Source organism: Nocardia sp. NBC_01388 (assembly GCF_045040085.1).
Lineage (GTDB): Bacteria > Actinomycetota > Actinomycetes > Mycobacteriales > Mycobacteriaceae > Nocardia.
This window is the reverse complement of sequence record NZ_CP109553.1, coordinates 6,453,259-6,469,012: the sequence shown is the minus strand read 5'-3', so window position 1 is coordinate 6,469,012 and position 15,754 is coordinate 6,453,259. Positions and strand designations below refer to the sequence as shown.

Genomic DNA, 15,754 nt, shown 5'->3' with positions numbered 1-15,754 from the left:
TCTTCTTTAATTGCCGGTTGTCGTCACCAGGTCCGCCGGAATCGGTTTGTCGCTGGCCAGCGCCTCGAAGAACTGACTGGCCCGCGTCTTGTCCCACAGCAATACATTGCCGCTGCCGTCCACATCCTCGAACCCGCCGACCGGCACCGTGGTTGCTATCGGATCGCCGGCCAGCGCCTTGCCCAGCAGTGCCAGATCCCAGACATGCGTGCCCTTGTCCACCTGCAGGGCCTTCGTGGTGCCCTGCAGCAGCGGCCACGCCCGGAACGGGTTGATCAGCGTGGTCGGACTCGCCGCCTTCTTCAGTAGCGCGTTCAGGAATTTCCGCTGGTTGAGCATGCGATTGAGATCGGAGAGGGCGGTCGCGCGGCTGCGCACGAAACCGAGCGCCTGGCTGCCGTTGAGTTTCTGGCAGCCCGCGGGCAGGTCCACTCCGGCGAGCGGATCCTGCATGGGCTGGTCCAGGCACATATCGATACCGCCGACGGCGTCCACGATGCTCGCGAATCCACCGAAGCCGACTTCGGCGTAGTGGTCGATGTGCACACCGGTCGCGCCCTCCACGGTCTGTACCAGCAGCTGCGCGCCGCCGAAGGCGAAGGACGCGTTGAGCTTGTCCTTCCCGTGGCCGGGAATGCTCACATAGGAGTCGCGCGGCAGGCTGACCAGTGTCGGACGCCCGGATTTGGGCATATGCACGAGCAGGATGGTGTCGGTGCGCGCGCTCCCGACATCGCCGCCGGTGGCCAAGGCCTGCTCCTGCTCCGGTGTGAGCCCGGTGCGACTGTCGGAACCGACCAGAAGCCAATTCGTCCCGGGCGTGTCGCCGATCCGGCCGGAGTAGCCGGCCAGCGCGTCGGTCCGATTCAGATTCTGTTCGACGTAGACCGCCGCGGCGATCGGCAGCAGCAGCAGAATAACCAGCAGCGCGAGAATCCAGCGGAACCAGTGCCGCTTGCGTTTCGGCTTGGGCCCGCGTGGCGGACGATCGCCGCTGCCGCCGCGTTTGGTGGGCAGCGCGGGCGGCGGCGGTGTCGGCGGCTTCTCGCGGAAGGGCACCGGCTGCTGGGTCGGCGCATGCGACATGGCCGCAGGCTCGCCGTATCGATCGCGTTGCGGCGGAACCGGATTGCGCGGCGGTGCTCCCGCACCGCGCGGAGGCCCGCCCGGATCACGCGTCGGCGGCAGCTGATTCCGGTGCGGCGGAGGCTGATTGCGCGGCGGCCCGCCCGGGTTGCGCGGGGGCGGCGGGTTGCGTGGATTGTTCACGATCGGCGGCGCCTCCGACCATGCCAGTGGCGGGCCGGGTTCATTGCGCCGAATGACCCGGGTGGGGTCCACACCGGGCCGTGGTGGCCCCTGGTGGGGGCGTTTGGGGTCATCGCCGTTCATCATCGAAAGACTACTGATCCAACCCGCCTCAGGGTTCATCTCGATCGCATTACGGCAGCCAGGAGACGTGTCCACGCAGCAGCGAGTACCCGAGATAGGCGATCGTATCGATGAGCGCGTGTGCCAGCAGCAGTGGCCAGAGCCGATTCGTGCGCTGCCAGTAGCGCCCGAATATGAGTCCCATCACCAGGTTCCCGATCCCGCCGCCGATGCCCTGGTAGAGGTGATAGCTGCCACGCAGCAGCGCCGACGCCAGCAGCGACCGGTCCTCGGACCACCCCAGGGCCCGCAATCGAGTGATCAGATACGCGACCACCAGCACTTCCTCGGCGGCCGAATTGGCCCACGCCGACAGCACCAGCACCGGTAGCCGCCACCAGTGATCCAGCGATCCGGGCACGATGGTGACGCTCATTCCGAGGGCATGCGCCACCAGATACAGGCAGAGCCCCGGTATTCCGATCACCGCCGCCAGGACCAGCCCCGGCAGCACATCCGGTCGCCGGTGCAGTCGGGCCAGGCCGATCAGCTTCGGTCCGATTCCGCTGCGCCACAACAGGTAGAGCCCCAGCGCCGCCCACCCGAGTAGTCGAGCCACGCTCAGTAATTGGAAGAGCAGGTCGATGGTCGACTGCGCTGCCCGCGACGGATTCAGGGCCACGGTCTGACCGCCGACCCCGCCGGGTGAGAGCGCACTCTCCAGCAGTGACAGCGCCGCGCTGGCTCCGCTCAATCCGAAGGTGATGACCAGCACCACCGCGATCTCCAGCCGGATCGCCCGCCGCTCCTGTTCGGAATTGACCGGAGCGGGCCAGTGGGGTTCAGACTCGGCAGCCGAATTCATGGACGCCAATCTATGTGCGCCGGCCGCACTTTGATCAGATGCGGTTGATGCCCTGTTCAAACGGGTTGCCCGCCAAGGTCTGTACCGCGCGGCTGAGCGATTCGACATCATGCGCGGGAGTGGCGAAGGGTACGCGGATATCGTGATCGGCCTCGACGGCTTCGACCCGGAGGGTGACGCCGTAGCGGTCGATGGCGAGCGGGTGGATGAGCGCCCCGCGCCGCAGGTGGGCCGGGAGATGCCGGGCCAGGCGGTCGATGACATCGGCGTGATCGGCGTGCAGGTGCTGCAGCCAGGCGCCTTCCATGGCACAGAACGGATCGGGCTGGGCCTGCCGGAGTTGTTCGCGGGATACCGAATCCGCGCCGGAGGTGTCGGCGACGACCGCGGAGTCCACGACCAGGCGCAGCAGCGTCGAGGTGTAGCCGATATCGAGCAGGGCGGGGTGCGGATGGTCCTCGGCCACGGCGGAGGCGAGCGCGCGCTGGGTATTGCCCGGTACGGCGTGCACCCACCCGCGCAGCCATACCAGCGAGCGCACGGGTTCGCGCAGCGGTAGCGGGGCGTGGTCGGTGAGTTCCAGGACGGCGGGCGAGCCGGTGGTGCCGCAGCCGCCGACCAGGAGGGCGGCGACCGAGCTCGACGGCACCGCGAGCACGGTGTCCCCGCACTGCCGCAGCAGATGCACCGAGGTGGGGACCGGGTCGAGGCCGGGCAGGGCCAGCATGGCGCTCTCGGCGTGGGCGCACGCGCTGTGCACGCGTTCGGCGGTTTCGGGCGCTACGACCGGTGCCGTATGTGGCATGCCAACCTCCAAATGAATTAGGTAAACCTAAGCTAAGTCAGAGTGTGATCTTGCGCAAGCTGTTCACTCGCTACCGTTGACCCGTGCCGCACGATTCCGCCCCCGCCTCCGAACCGGTCCTGATGCAACTGAGCGTCCCCGCAAAACCGGGCGTCCAGGGCATTACCGACGGTCTCGTCCGTCCGATCACCGCCGATCCGGGCCCTGCCGAAATCCTCGATCTCGCCGCCGACGACGAGCTCGTGTCCGAATTTCTCGTCCGAATCGCCCATAGCGACACGGGTTTCATCGCCCGCACCGACTCCGGCGACCGCGCCGTGGCGCTCATCGCCGCAACGGTGGCCGCCCTCATCGGCGACGACATTCGCGCCGCCCTGACCGAACCCGACATCGCCTTCCTGACCGGCCTGAAACCACCCGCCGTGGAAGCACTTCGCACCGTCCTGCTCGCCATCGAAACCGATAACCCGGACACCGTCTCGGGCGCGTTGGCCGCCCTTACTTCCTGACGGCAACCTCCGAGTTCGCGGCCCGTCTCGTTCTGGACTGAGTGGAGCGGGGGAGCGAAGCGGAGGAGCGGAGGGAGGGAAGAACGAGACGCCCGGGGCCGCGAACCCGCCGGAGCGAAGCGGAGGCAGAAGATACAGTCGTACTCGTGCCGCGTATCGCCTATTTCGGGCCGTCGGGAACCTTCACCGAGATGGCCCTCGCAAAACTCGAGTCCACCGGAGCCTTCCGTGGGCCTGTCGAGCGTGTCCCCGCGCCGAGTCAGGGCGCGACCATCGAACTGGTGCGGGCCGGGCAGGTCGAGGGCGCCGTGGTGCCGATCGAGAGTTCGGTGGAGGGATCGATCGCGCCGACGCTGGACGCGCTGGCGCTCGGGCCGCGGTTGCAGATCATCGCCGAGACCGAACTGGATGTGGCCTTCACGATTGTCGGGCGCCCCGGCATCGAACTGACGGACGTGCGCAGCATGGCGGCCTATCCGGTCGCGGCCGCCCAGGTGCGAATGTGGTTGGCGCACCGGCTGCCCGACGTGGAGATGTACACCTCGGCGTCGAATGCCGCCGCGGCGGAGGATGTCGCGGCCGGGCACGCCGATGCCGCCGTCTCGACCGCGCTGGCGGGGGAGCGGATGGGGCTGGCGGTGCTGGCTTCCGGTGTGGCGGACCACGATCAGGCGGTGACCAGGTTCGTCCTGGTCGCGCCGCCGCAGCCCGCGCCGCCGCGCACCGGTGCGGATCGGACGTCGTTCGTGCTGGAGCTGGTCAACGAGCCCGGTTCGCTGATGCGGGCCTTCGCCGAATTCGCCACCCGCGGCATCGATCTCACGCGTATCGAATCGCGGCCCACCCGCACGGGTATGGGCACCTATCGTTTTTATCTGGACTGTGTCGGCCATATCGACGACACCGCGGTGGCCGAGGCGCTGAAAGCGTTGCACCGCACCGCCGCCCGGATCCGCTTCCTCGGATCCTGGCCGGCGGCATCGGCGATCGGCACTCCGCCGCCCGCCGACGAACCCGCGGCGGCCTGGCTGGCCGATCTGAAGAAAGGGGTGGCCGACCTGTGACCGGCAAATTGATTCTGGTGCGGCACGGGGAGACCGAAGGCAATGTCGCCAAGCTGCTCGACACCCAGCTGCCGGGACTGCCGCTGACCGAACGCGGTGTGGCGCAGGCGAAAACCTTCGGCGCCACGCTCACGACCCCGCCGCAGCGACTGTTCTGCTCGGAGGCCCTGCGCGCCCGCCAGACCGGCGGCTATATCGAGGCCGCCACCGGCACTCCGCTCGAGGTGCTGGAGGGGCTGCAGGAGGTGCAGGTGGGTGAGCTGGAGGGCCTGAACACCCAGGCCGCGCACGAGCAGTTCCAGGATGTCTACCACGCCTGGCATTTCGGCGATCTGAGCCTGCGGGTGCCCGGCGGTGAATCCGGCATGGAGGTGCTCGACCGCTACGTCCCGATCCTCGAGCGCCTGCGCGACGACTACCTGACCGACCCGGAAGCCCCCGATATCATCCTGGTCAGCCACGGCGCCGCCATGCGCCTGATCTCCCGCGAACTGGCCTCCGTCCCAAGACGTTTCGCCGCCAACAACCACCTCGACAACACCGAAACCATCGAACTGGTCCCCACGACAGGTGGTGGCTGGGAATGCACCCGCTGGGGCACCTACACCCCACCCTTCGGCGAAGACGCCGCCCCCACCGGCGACGACCCCATGGGCTGACGCAGATCCGCCCGTAGAAACCTGGGCCAGACGCCCCCGGTCATCCGGTCCGCTCTCACGCCCCGTCATCCCGGCATGCTTTCGGCCGGGGTTCATCGCGACCCACAGACCACTGGTGTGGATCCCGGCCGAAAGCGCCGGGATGACGAGGGGAAGAGAAGTCGCGCTCGGGTGAACTGGAGCGGTTCAGCTGAGGTGGGGTGTCGGGAACTCTTGTCGCAGGGGTAGTTCCGCGATCAGGTCTTGTAGCGCGGTGCGCAGGCGGGCCGGTGTGCCGGTCGCCAGGGATGTCCACAGGGTGCCGTCGTCGGCGCGGCTGGCGGTGGCGAGGAAGCGGCCGTGCCGGGTGTTGAAGACGGCGATGTGGTTGTCCGCGGTGTCGCGGGTGCCGTCGCCGTAGATGACGCCGGCGATCTCGGCGTGTGAGTGCACCTGAACCAGGGCGGCGGCAAGGGTTTTCGCGTCGCGGGGCGGGTTGCCCACCCGGGCGAGCCGGTGTGCGGTGGCGGTGGAGTCCCCGGCCTCGTCGAAGATCGGCGCCAATTCCGCGGTGGGAGCGTTCATGCCGTCGAGGGCGAGGGGCTCGGCCGGCCCCAGGGCGGCCATGAGCGTGCCCGCGAGATCATGCCCCGCCTCGTCGAGCACATACGACTGCGGCCCGCGCAGCGCGATCACTTCGATATCGTCGCCCTTGGCCACACAGCACCGGTTGACCTGCCCGTCCACGTACCAGCGCAGCGCCACCACCCAGTGCGGCCGGTACAGCACGCGCAGCCGCTCGGCCAGCTCCGGATGCACCTCGCCACCGTCGAGCAGTTCGCGCTCGGCCAGCGTTGCCGCGGCCGCCGCCATGGCCGCATCGTGTGCGGTGGCATTGTCGTAGCGCCCCATGGCGTCGAGCACCACCGGCAGCTCGTCCAGCGCCAATGTTTCCTGGAGATACTGCATTTCGTCCAGAGACAGCGTGACCGCCCGCAGCACGGACGGCCCCCGGCCCGCGCCGAGCACGGTCACCGATGGTCCTCGTGATCGCCGCCGATAACGGCGGGTGCGATGGCCCGCCCGTCGGCGAAATGCTCCACCGAGCGCCCGTAGTCGTTGCCGCCGTGCGTCTCGTCCTCAGCACCGCCGCCCCGATTGCCGAGCAGCGGGCTCGAGGCGGGCCGCACGGGCGCACCGCCCGACGCATTCGGCGCCACCGCAACGGGTTCCGCGATCGGCGCGGCCACCGGTGCGACATTTGTTGCCCCACCCCCGATTCCGGCGCCCGCACCCCAGCCCTCGGGGAGTTTCAGTGTGCCGCCTCCGTTTCCGATGCGCACACTGGAACCGCCACCACCCCCGAACGACACCGCACTGGTGCTGAGCCCCGCCCCGCCCACGCCCGCAGCAGCCACTCCGGCCTCGGCGACGGACGGCAGATGCGTGCCCGCCCCCTGCGTAAGTCCGTTGGCCACCGCGGTAATCGCACTGCTCGCCACATTGCCCGCACCGGTCGCCCCCGTGGTGACCACGGTCCCGGCAACCTGCGCCGCCTGACTCATGGCACTGAGCACCGCGGGATTATCGGCGAGCCCGGCCGCCGCGGCCAGCGCCGCCTGAACGGGATCACCGGACCCGTCCCCGAAAGCATTGGCGCCATTGGCCGATCCGGCCCCCATGGCGATCGGCGGAGGCATGAAGAACTCACCGGGCGTACTGACCAGCACGGTGGTGGCAGCCTCGTACGTCTCCATTACCAGCGCCGCCCGAATATCGAGAGCCAGCTTGGCGGCCTCGGCTGCCTCGGCGGTGCCATTGAGCGCGCCACCGGTGGAATGCGCCGCCACCCGCGCGGCCTCGACGGCCGCGATCTCGGGCAGGCTCGGCATGATGATCGAGGCCACGGTGTACGCGGTCACATTGGCGGCGGCCTTGGCGGCCATGACCGCGGCCTGCACGCTCTGCTGTTCGGACCAGAGGGTGAAGCCGGTGAGCCGGGCCAGCACATTGAGCCCGTTCACGCCCTGCAGTCCGACGCCGACCTCGGCCATGACCCGGGCCACGGTGGTGGTGGCATCGACCCAGGCGGCGGTGAGCCCGCCCCAGGCGGTGCCCGCGGCGGCGATCGGAACGGCGTGCGCGCCCGCGTTCAAGGTGACGGAGTTCAGTTCTGCCATGCGGGGCAGCCAGAACACCCCGGTGATTCCCAGCGTCATTCGAAGTGTTCCCCTCTACACCTGGATGGCGGCGATACCGGCGGCGCGCACCGCGTCCTGCACCAGATACTCGGCGAGCTGGCTGCGCAGGGTGGCGGCGGCGTGATGCAGTTCGAGGACGGCCTGGGCGGTTGCCCGATCGTGGCTCAGTGCAGCCTGATTGAAGTGTGCGGCCGCCAGGAAGGACACTTCCTCGGCGCCGGACGGTATGACGTGGGTGGCCGGCGCGGTGACGGTGGAGGCCAGTGAGAGCCGCTCGGCGAGCAGGTCCAACTCCAGCGCAGCAGCGAGAACCACCTCGGGCTGCACGAGGACATGACCGACCATGAGCGAACTCCCTTCCCGAAGACTTTCCCCCGATGTCGAGTTTCACCCCGACATCAAGATTGGACGCACCGGTTAGCTGATCGGTTCCCGGGGTCTCGGATCAGCCCCATCCCAGCTGATGAAGGCGGTCGTCGTCAATCCCGAAGTAGTGCGCGATCTCGTGAATCACTGTGACGGCCACCTCATGCACCACCTCTTCCTCGCTGGTGCACATGCCGAGGATGGCCTCGCGATAGATGGTGATGGTGTCCGGTAATGCGCCCCCGTAGTGGCTGAAGTCCCGATTGGTCAGCGCGATCCCGTGATAGAGACCGAGCAGATGCGGGTCCTCGGCGCTGCGGGCTTCGATGAGAACCACCACATTGTCGATGGCCTCGGCGAACTCACGCGGAATCAGGTCCAGTGCGTCGCCGACCAGCTCTTCGAACCGGTCGGCCGACATGGAGACCGGCATGGCTACCCGATCACCGCGGCTGCGGGATGACCGGCGGGGCCGCGCCCGGTAACGGCGGCGGTGTGTAGCGGCCGTTGTTCGGCGGCGGCACGGGCGCCTGGCCGTCGATGAGCAGATCGCCGCGGGCCGAACCGGTGATGGTCGCGAAACCCTCCTGATCCGCGCCCTTACCGACCATGCAGTTGAGACTCTGGCTGCCGGCCAGCCAGCTGCGGGCGTCCAGGAAGTCCCAGAACAGGGTCAGCGTCTTGTTGCGCAGGGCGTCGGGGGAGCCGAGGTAGTCGGTGGAGTCCTTGCCGCACTGGTCCTCCATGACCTTGTCCTGGTCGTCCTTGGAGGGTGGGCCGCCGGGGAAGCGCGCGCCGAGATCCACGGTGGAGACGATCTCGAAGGCGTGCGGCTGCGCGCAGTCGACCGGATCGGTGGGCAGATTGCGGGCGATGCCGACGCAGGTGCCCACGTCGAAGATCTTGGACTGGTTGATATTCCGCACGCTGCCGGTGATCGGATGGGTGGCGGTGCCCGCGCTGCCGGTGATCTGCAGGCCGCAGCGCAGCGTGCGCTCGCCCGCCTTCCATCCGGCCTCGCCCGGATTGATCAGGCCGACCACGAACTTGCCGCGCGGATCGAACTTGCCGCCGAGATACCCCTGTGCGGCGCTGACGCAGTGCTCATCGCGCAGCTCCGAGAAGCGCAGCGAATCGGGAAAGCGTGAGCCCGGCCCGAATTCGACGCCCGGATACTTGCTCAGGTCGATATCGGCGGTGACCTCGAACAGATGCTTGCTGCCGCAGTCCACCTTCACCAGATCGCTGGCATTGCCCTTGGTCCAGCTCAGGCAGTCGCCCTGTTTGGCGGTGCCGAAGGCCGCACCCGCGACCGCACCGGTGGGCTGGGTGCGGCCCGGCGTATGCGCCTCCACCCGGTGCGAGTCGAAGCCGGAGATGACCATGGTGATGAGCGCCGCCACCACCGCGCCGATCGCCACGGCGAGCAGCCCCCAGCGCAGCGTCGGCGCGGAGAGCGGACCGTCCTTGTCGAGCTTGGAGCTCAACCGGCCCAGCGGCCCCGGCAGTCGCGACCGCCTGGAGCTTTCCGGCGGGGGATCGTCGGCGCTCCCTCGCCGGGAGCCGGAGCGTGACCGCGTCTGCCGTCCCCGAGATGGCCAACCTGACTGTTCCACAGGTGGCCACTCGGGCTGTTCTGGAGGCAACTGTTCGTCGGACATCGCGCTCCATCATGCAGGGTTTAATTTGCCTCCGCTACGCGCTGTGCCTAATTTGCCCTCCGCTTCGCGCTGTGTCTAATTTGCCCTCCGCTTCGCTCCGGGCGGGTTCGTGGCCCTGGGGGTCTCGTTCTTCCCTCCCTCCGCTTCGCTCCTCCGCTCCACTCAGTCCAGAACGAGACGGGCCACGAACTTTGAGTGGATGTCGCTGAGAGTTACCCCGACTGGATGTCGCTGAGAGTTACTCCGAGATGATGTCGGCCGCTTTCTCGCCGATCAGCACGGCGGGCGCGTGCGTGTGGCCGCGCGTGATGATCGGCATGACCGAGGTGTCGGCGATCCGCAGGCCCTCCACCCCGCGCACCCGCAGCTCCGGATCCACCACGCCGGTGTGGTCGGTACTCATTCGGCACGTTCCCACCGGGTGGTACAGCGTGTGCGAATGGTGTTCGAGGCACCGCCGCAGCACATCCTCGATGGCCGTATCCGACGGCAGCACCGGTTGCATGAGCTCCCCGATGTGCTCCTTCAGCGCCGGCTGCGCGGCGATTTCGAGGCAGGTTCGCAGTCCGTTGAGCAGTGCGGTGCGGTCGGAGAATTCGGCGCAGTAATTGGGATCGATGAGCGGTGCGGCGAACGGATCGTCCGAGGCCAGGGTGATGCTGCCGGTCGAGAGCGGCTTGAGCAGAATCGCGGCGAAGGTGAGCGCGTGCCCGTCCGGATCGCCGAGTCCCTCTCCGATATACGGCGCGGGCGCGAAGATCAGTTCCAGATCCGGCAGCCCGACATCGGGGTGGCTGCGCACGAATCCGTACGCCTCACCGACATTGGAGGTGAGCTGCCCGCGTCGCCGCACGAAGTAGTTGGCGAGTTCGGCGATGCTCTTGTCCGCACCGTAGAGGCTGCCCGCCTTGGTCCGGTAGACGATGGGCGCGGCGAGGTGATCGCGCAGATTCCGCCCGACCTCCGAATTGTGGTGCAGCACAGGGATTCCGTGCGATTGCAGCTGATCGGCGTCGCCGATGCCGGAGAGCATGAGCAGCTGCGGCGTATTGATCGCCCCGCCCGACAGCACGACTTCCCGCTTGGCGTGCAGCTGTTTGATCTCCTCGCCGACCCGGTATTCGACGCCGACGGCGCGCTTGCCCTCGAACAGCACGCGGGTGACGTGCGCATCGGTGACGATGGTGAGGTCCTGGTGCTTCTGCAGCGCCGGCCGCAGATAGGCGTCGGCGGTGCTCCAGCGCGCCCCGCGCTTCTGATTCACCATGGTCTCGGTGAATCCTTGCGGCGCATCGAGATTGGCGCGTTCCACCGGATACCCGGCCTCGGCGGCGGCGTTCAGGTACTGCTGGGTGAGCGGCCGCGGGCTGCGCTGCCGGGAGATGTGCAGCGGCCCGTCGACGCCTTCCCCAGCCTCGGTCGCGCCCTCCACGGTTTCCATGCGCTGGAAGTACGGCAGCACCTGCTCGAACGACCAGCCGGGTCCGCCGTATTCGGCCCATTCGTCGTAGTCGGCGGCGAAGCCGCGCACCCACATCATGGCGTTCATGGAGGAGGAGCCGCCCAGCATTTTGCCGCGCGGCCAGTACACCTGGCGGTCGGCGAGCTCGGGTTGCGGTGTGGTGCGGTAGTTCCAGTCGTTGTCGCCCTCGAAGAGGTTCGCGAATCCGGCCGGAATGTGGATGAATTTGTCGCGGTCGGTGCTGCCGGCCTCGATGACGGCAACGCTGACGCCGTGTTTTTCGCTCAGCCGCGCGGCCACTGCCGCCCCGGCGGAACCGGCGCCGACGACAATGAAATCGACTGTGCTCGGCATGTATTGGGGCATGGAGACTCCTCGGGAGAACTGGCGAGGGCCACGCGCACGGGCGCAGACGCGCTTCCGGCCGTGTCCATGCGCCCCACTCTGGTCGATCCCGCCCATGGTGTCCCGTCAAACGAGCGAATCCGGTGAAACTGGGGAGAAATCCTTCCCCAGAGTTCCCGGCTCCCAGAGTTCCCGGCTCCCAGAGTTCCCGGCTCCCAGAGTTCCCGGCTCCCAGAGTTCCCGGCTCCCAGAGTTCCCGGCTCCCAGAGTTCCCGGCTCCCAGAGTTCCCGGCTCCCAGAGTTCCCGGCTCCCAGAGTTCCCGGTCCCCAGAGTTCCCGGCTCCCAGAGTTCCCGGCTCCCAGAGTTCCCGGTCCCCAGAGTTCCCGGTCCCCAGAGTTCCCGGCTCCCAGAGTTCCCGGCTCCCAGAGTTCCCGGTCCCCAGAGTTCCCGGCTCCCAGAGTTCCCGGCTCCCAGAGTTCCCGGCTCCCAGAGTTCCCGGCTCCCAGAGTTCCCGGCTCCCAGAGTTCCCGGTCCCCAGAGTTCCCGGCTCCCAGAGTTCCCGGCTCCCAGAGTTCCCGGCTCCCAGAGTTCCCGGTCCCCAGAGTTCCCGGCTCCCAGAGTTCCCGGCTCCCAGAGTTCCCGGTCCCCAGAGTTCCCGGTCCCCAGAGTTCCCGGCTCCCAGAGTTCCCGGCTCCCAGAGTTCCCGGTCCCCAGAGTTCCCGGCTCCCAGAGTTCCCGGTCCCCAGAGTTCCCGGCTCCCAGAGTTCCCGGTCCCCAGAGGCATCGCCCCCAGAGTCCCCGGCCCCCAGAGGCATCCGCCCCAAGTTCGGGGCCCGCCCCGTTCTGGACTGAGTGGAGCGGGGGAGCGAAGCGGAGGAGCGGAGGGAGGGAAGAACGGGGTAACAGGGCCCCGAACCCGCCGGAGCGAAGCGGAGGCAAATAAACCCAGCGAGCGGAGGCAAAAAAAATACAGTTCCCCCGCCCACTAGGCTGTTTCTATGATCGACCTTCGATTCCTGCGGGAGAACCCGGACGTGGTCCGCGCGTCGCAGCGGGCTCGCGGCGAGGACCCGGCCCTGGTGGACGCCCTGCTCGCGGCGGATGTGGCGCGCCGCGCGGCCGTCGCCAATGCCGACGGCCTGCGCGCCGAACACAAGGCACTCGGCAAGAAGGTCGGCAAGGCATCTCCCGAGGAGCGCCCGGCGCTGCTGGCCCAGGGCCAGGAGTACTCGGCGAAAGTCAAGGAGGCGGAGGCCGCGGAGAACGCCGCCGACGCCGTCCTGGACGCCGCGCAGCGCGCCCTGTCGAATGTGGTGCAGGAGGGTGCGCCCGCCGGCGGCGAGGACGATTACATCGTGCTCGACCACATCGGCACTCCCCGGGAATTCGATTTCCAGCCCAAGGATCACCTGGAGTTGGGTGAATCGCTGGGCATCATCGATATGGAACGCGGCGCGAAAGTATCGGGTGCGCGTTTCTATTTCCTGACCGGTTACGGCGCACTGCTGCAGCTGGGTTTGCTGCAGCTGGCCGCGCAGAAGGCCACCGCGAACGGTTTCACCATGATGATTCCACCGGTGCTGGTGCGCCCGGAGATCATGGCGGGCACCGGTTTCCTGGGCCAGCATTCGGCCGAGATCTATCACCTCGAAGAGGACGACCTGTATCTGGTCGGCACCTCGGAAGTGCCGCTGGCGGGCTATCACTCGGGCGAGATCCTGGATCTCGCCGAGGGCGCCAAGCGCTATGCGGGCTGGTCGAGCTGTTTCCGTCGCGAGGCGGGCAGCTACGGCAAGGACACCCGCGGCATTATTCGCGTGCACCAGTTCGACAAGGTGGAGATGTTCGTCTACACCCGGCCGGAGGACGCCGATGCCGAGCATCAGCGCCTGCTGGCCTGGGAGCAGGAGATGCTCGCCGCCGTCGAGGTGCCGTATCGCGTGATCGATGTGGCCGCCGGTGATCTGGGCAGCTCGGCCGCGCGCAAATTCGATTGCGAGGCCTGGGTTCCGACCCAGCAGACCTACCGCGAGCTCACCTCGACCTCGAATTGCACAACATTCCAGGCCCGCCGCCTGAATGTCCGCTACCGGGACGAGAACAACAAACCGCAGACCGCCGCGACCCTGAACGGCACCCTGGCCACCACCCGCTGGATCGTCGCGATTCTGGAGAATCATCAGCAGGCCGACGGCAGCGTCCGCGTCCCCGCCGCTCTGGTGCCGTTCGTGGGTACCGAAGTGCTGAAGCCGATCCGCTGAATGCCGCGGATCGGCGGCGCTCAAAGTTCGCGGCCCGTCCCGATTCTGGACTGAGTGGAGCGGCGGAGCGAAGCGGGGGAGCGGAGGGAGGGAAGAATCGGGACCTCGGGGGCCGCGAACAGCCGAAGCGCAGCGAAGGCGAGTTGAACAGTGCAGGTGAGTCAAACAGTGCGGCAAAAATCAACACAGCGTTTAGGCTAGGCAGCGTGCGAGGAATCGGGTCTCGCGGCGATACCCGAACACGGGTGCGGGCGGCATCGGCGCTGGCGACAGCAATGGTCATGGCTCGGACCACCGGGGCGTTCTACGTCATGGGTGGGGTGCTTGGTCTGGTTATCACAGCCGTCGCCCCGGGTGATGAGGGAAATCGGCCGCTCGTCGGCAGTGCTGCTTTTGTTGCGCTTTTGCTCGGTCTCAGTCTGCTGATCTGGGGTCCGCGACTGCCGCATTCGGTCCATCACGTGTATGTGGCGATTGCGACGGTGCTGGTGACCGTTGCGGTGCACTGGTTCCCGAATACGGTCGGCGCGATCAGTTTGGCGGCGTTCTATGTCTTCGTGGCCACCGATGCGGCGATATTCTTCGCCTGGAAATGGCTGGGCGCGCATATAGCTTTCGCGGTGGTGTGCTGCCTGTGGGTGGTGCCTTCGCGCGGGTTGCCGTGGTGGTCGGGCCTGATTCCGGCGGGTATCACGGTCGGAATCGGCATTGTGGTCGGCATTCTCACGCGCATGGCCTCGGACGCGGATATCGATGTGCTGACGGGTCTGTTGAACAGGCGTGGTTTCGATCGCGCGCTGGCCAATGCCATCGGGCATGCCACCCGCACCGGGCAGAGCCTGTCGCTGGTACTGGTCGACCTGGATCGTTTCCAGAAGATCAATGATCATCTGGGTCATCGCGCCGGTGACGCGGTGCTGCAGCGGGTGGGCGATACCTGGCAGAAATTGCTGACGCCGGAGCAGCGCCTGGCGCGTTACGGAGGTGACGCTTTCGCGGTGCTGCTGCCGAATTCGACCGAGCAGGCGGCGATTCTGCTGACCGAGCAGCTGCGCGCGGCGGTGACCACCGGATGTTCGGCGGGTGTGACCTCCTGGCAGCCGGGCGAATCCGGTTCGCTGCTGGTCAGCCGCGCCGATGTGGGTCTGTACCGGGCCAAGCAGGCCGGTCGCAATCGCACGGTGCTCGAGTCCTCGCGGCAGTTGCCGCTGGCGGTGGAGCTACGCGAGGCCATCGATCAGGGCACCCTGGACGTGCAGTACCAGCCGATCGTGAGCCTCTCCGATGGCGCGACCCGGGCGGTCGGGGTCGAGGCGCTGCTGCGCTGGTCCTCGCACGCACAACCGGATGTGACCACCGAGGGCCTGATCCGGGTGGCCGAGGAATACGACCTCATCTCCGATCTGGACGAGTTGGTACTACGCCGGGCCTGCGCGGACGCGACCCGCCTGCAGGAGACCTTCGCCCAGCTGGATCTGACGCTGAATGTGAATGTGAGCGGCCTGGAATTGGCCGAAACCGAGTACGCGGACCGGGTTTCCGGCATTCTCGCCGATACCGGCTGGTCGGCGAATCAGCTGGTCCTGGAGGTCACCGAGAGCGAGATCGCCGCCGAGTCGGAGACCGCCATCGCGAATCTGCACAAGCTCCGCGAGACCGGTGTGCGCATTGCCATCGACGATTTCGGTACCGGCTATTCGTCTTTGAGCCGGCTGGCCACCCTGCCCAGCGACATTCTGAAGGTGGACCAATCCTTCGTGGCCGCCATCCGCTCCGACTCCCCGGCTCCGCCGCTGCTCGGAGTCATTGCGGCACTGAGCAAATCGCTGGATCTGCAGGTGATCGCCGAGGGGGTCGAGACCGAATACCAGGCGGCGGTGCTGACCGAGCTCGGTTTCGCGCTCGCCCAGGGCTACCACTACAGCGATTCGCATCCGGTGTCCGAACTCATCAATGATCTGAACGACCGCCACGGCCTCGTCGGCGCGACGGTCCCCGATCACGAGCCGAACACCAATGGCTGGATTCCGCTCGACAATCCGTTTGACCCAGGCGTGCCCGGCGCGCAGAGTTGACCCATGCGCATGCTGATCTACGCCTGTTGATCCCGGCTCTCCTCCCGGGCTAGCCGCGCCGCCGCTTCAGGGCGGGCCGCAGCTCGAGCAAGTCATGGTGTCGCTCCGCCCCGGCTCCGTCTCCGAGGTC

At 67.7% G+C, this 15,754-nt stretch carries 14 protein-coding genes; 5 read left to right on the top strand and 9 right to left on the bottom strand.

Annotated elements, in window-relative coordinates:
* Positions 1-6: 6 nt before the first annotated feature.
* From OG716_RS31125 to OG716_RS31115, 3 genes are read right to left on the bottom strand one after another with little or no spacing between them, the layout of a single operon-like run.
* Entirely contained in the window at positions 7-1,392 is a 1,386-nt protein-coding gene (locus OG716_RS31125; RefSeq protein ID WP_405134060.1) for an LCP family protein, read from the bottom strand.
* A 49-nt stretch (positions 1,393-1,441) separates the two neighbouring features.
* Positions 1,442-2,236: a CPBP family intramembrane glutamic endopeptidase gene (locus OG716_RS31120; protein ID WP_405134059.1), complete on the bottom strand. Its 795-nt coding sequence runs from the start codon at positions 2,234-2,236 to the stop codon at positions 1,442-1,444.
* Between the two features lie 34 nt (positions 2,237-2,270).
* Positions 2,271-3,041, bottom strand: coding sequence for a DUF2470 domain-containing protein (locus tag OG716_RS31115; RefSeq protein WP_405134058.1), 771 nt, complete (start codon positions 3,039-3,041; stop codon positions 2,271-2,273).
* Positions 3,042-3,124: 83 nt separating this feature from the next.
* Between OG716_RS31115 and OG716_RS31110 the strand changes: the two genes are divergently transcribed.
* The 3 genes from OG716_RS31110 to OG716_RS31100 all read left to right on the top strand — a co-directional run bounded on the left by OG716_RS31110 (position 3,125) and on the right by OG716_RS31100 (position 5,273).
* Positions 3,125-3,550, top strand: a complete 426-nt coding sequence (locus OG716_RS31110; RefSeq protein WP_405134057.1) for a hypothetical protein — start codon at positions 3,125-3,127, stop codon at positions 3,548-3,550.
* 146 nt (positions 3,551-3,696) lie between these two features.
* Entirely contained in the window at positions 3,697-4,614 is a 918-nt protein-coding gene (pheA, locus tag OG716_RS31105) for a prephenate dehydratase (RefSeq protein WP_405134056.1), read from the top strand.
* The gene (locus OG716_RS31100; RefSeq protein WP_405134055.1) at positions 4,611-5,273 is read left to right on the top strand and encodes a histidine phosphatase family protein; all 663 of its coding nucleotides are present in this window, start codon (positions 4,611-4,613) and stop codon (positions 5,271-5,273) included. The genes pheA and OG716_RS31100 overlap by 4 nt, the downstream gene beginning before the upstream one ends.
* A gap of 186 nt (positions 5,274-5,459) precedes the next feature.
* Here OG716_RS31100 and OG716_RS31095 read toward each other — a convergent pair whose 3' ends face one another.
* From OG716_RS31095 to OG716_RS31070, 6 genes are all read right to left on the bottom strand, one after another.
* The gene (locus OG716_RS31095) at positions 5,460-6,287 is read right to left on the bottom strand and encodes an ESX secretion-associated protein EspG (protein WP_405134054.1); all 828 of its coding nucleotides are present in this window, start codon (positions 6,285-6,287) and stop codon (positions 5,460-5,462) included.
* Entirely contained in the window at positions 6,284-7,471 is a 1,188-nt protein-coding gene (locus OG716_RS31090) for a PPE domain-containing protein (RefSeq protein ID WP_405134053.1), read from the bottom strand. The genes OG716_RS31095 and OG716_RS31090 overlap by 4 nt, the downstream gene beginning before the upstream one ends.
* 15 nt (positions 7,472-7,486) lie before the next feature.
* The gene (locus OG716_RS31085; RefSeq protein ID WP_355125458.1) at positions 7,487-7,798 is read right to left on the bottom strand and encodes a PE family protein; all 312 of its coding nucleotides are present in this window, start codon (positions 7,796-7,798) and stop codon (positions 7,487-7,489) included.
* 100 nt (positions 7,799-7,898) lie between these two features.
* Positions 7,899-8,252 (bottom strand): metallopeptidase family protein, encoded by a 354-nt coding sequence (locus OG716_RS31080; protein ID WP_327143042.1) that lies wholly within the window; start codon positions 8,250-8,252, stop codon positions 7,899-7,901.
* 10 nt (positions 8,253-8,262) lie between these two features.
* Positions 8,263-9,306 (bottom strand): septum formation family protein, encoded by a 1,044-nt coding sequence (locus tag OG716_RS31075; RefSeq protein WP_405134052.1) that lies wholly within the window; start codon positions 9,304-9,306, stop codon positions 8,263-8,265.
* A 412-nt stretch (positions 9,307-9,718) separates the two neighbouring features.
* On the bottom strand, positions 9,719-11,308 hold the full coding sequence (locus OG716_RS31070; RefSeq protein ID WP_405134051.1) for a GMC family oxidoreductase: 1,590 nt from the start codon (positions 11,306-11,308) through the stop codon (positions 9,719-9,721).
* A 978-nt stretch (positions 11,309-12,286) separates the two neighbouring features.
* On the opposite strand from OG716_RS31070, the gene serS reads away from it, so the two are divergent.
* The gene (gene serS / locus OG716_RS31065; RefSeq protein ID WP_355125464.1) at positions 12,287-13,549 is read left to right on the top strand and encodes a serine--tRNA ligase; all 1,263 of its coding nucleotides are present in this window, start codon (positions 12,287-12,289) and stop codon (positions 13,547-13,549) included.
* Between the two features lie 206 nt (positions 13,550-13,755).
* Positions 13,756-15,624 (top strand): putative bifunctional diguanylate cyclase/phosphodiesterase, encoded by a 1,869-nt coding sequence (locus OG716_RS31060; RefSeq protein ID WP_405134050.1) that lies wholly within the window; start codon positions 13,756-13,758, stop codon positions 15,622-15,624.
* The last annotated feature ends 130 nt before the right edge of the window (positions 15,625-15,754 follow it).

Excerpts from the sequence above, each read along its gene's own strand:
- OG716_RS31115 (WP_405134058.1), bottom strand. The coding sequence starts at position 3,041 with ATGCCACATACGGCACCGGTCGTAGCGCCCGAAACCGCCGAACGCGTG.
- OG716_RS31070 (WP_405134051.1), bottom strand. The coding sequence starts at position 11,308 with ATGCCCCAATACATGCCGAGCACAGTCGATTTCATTGTCGTCGGCGCC.
- OG716_RS31080 (WP_327143042.1), bottom strand. The coding sequence starts at position 8,252 with ATGCCGGTCTCCATGTCGGCCGACCGGTTCGAAGAGCTGGTCGGCGAC.
- OG716_RS31085 (WP_355125458.1), bottom strand. The coding sequence starts at position 7,798 with ATGGTCGGTCATGTCCTCGTGCAGCCCGAGGTGGTTCTCGCTGCTGCG.
- OG716_RS31090 (WP_405134053.1), bottom strand. The coding sequence starts at position 7,471 with ATGACGCTGGGAATCACCGGGGTGTTCTGGCTGCCCCGCATGGCAGAA.
- OG716_RS31120 (WP_405134059.1), bottom strand. The coding sequence starts at position 2,236 with ATGAATTCGGCTGCCGAGTCTGAACCCCACTGGCCCGCTCCGGTCAAT.
- serS (WP_355125464.1), top strand. The coding sequence starts at position 12,287 with ATGATCGACCTTCGATTCCTGCGGGAGAACCCGGACGTGGTCCGCGCG.
- OG716_RS31125 (WP_405134060.1), bottom strand. The coding sequence starts at position 1,392 with ATGAACGGCGATGACCCCAAACGCCCCCACCAGGGGCCACCACGGCCC.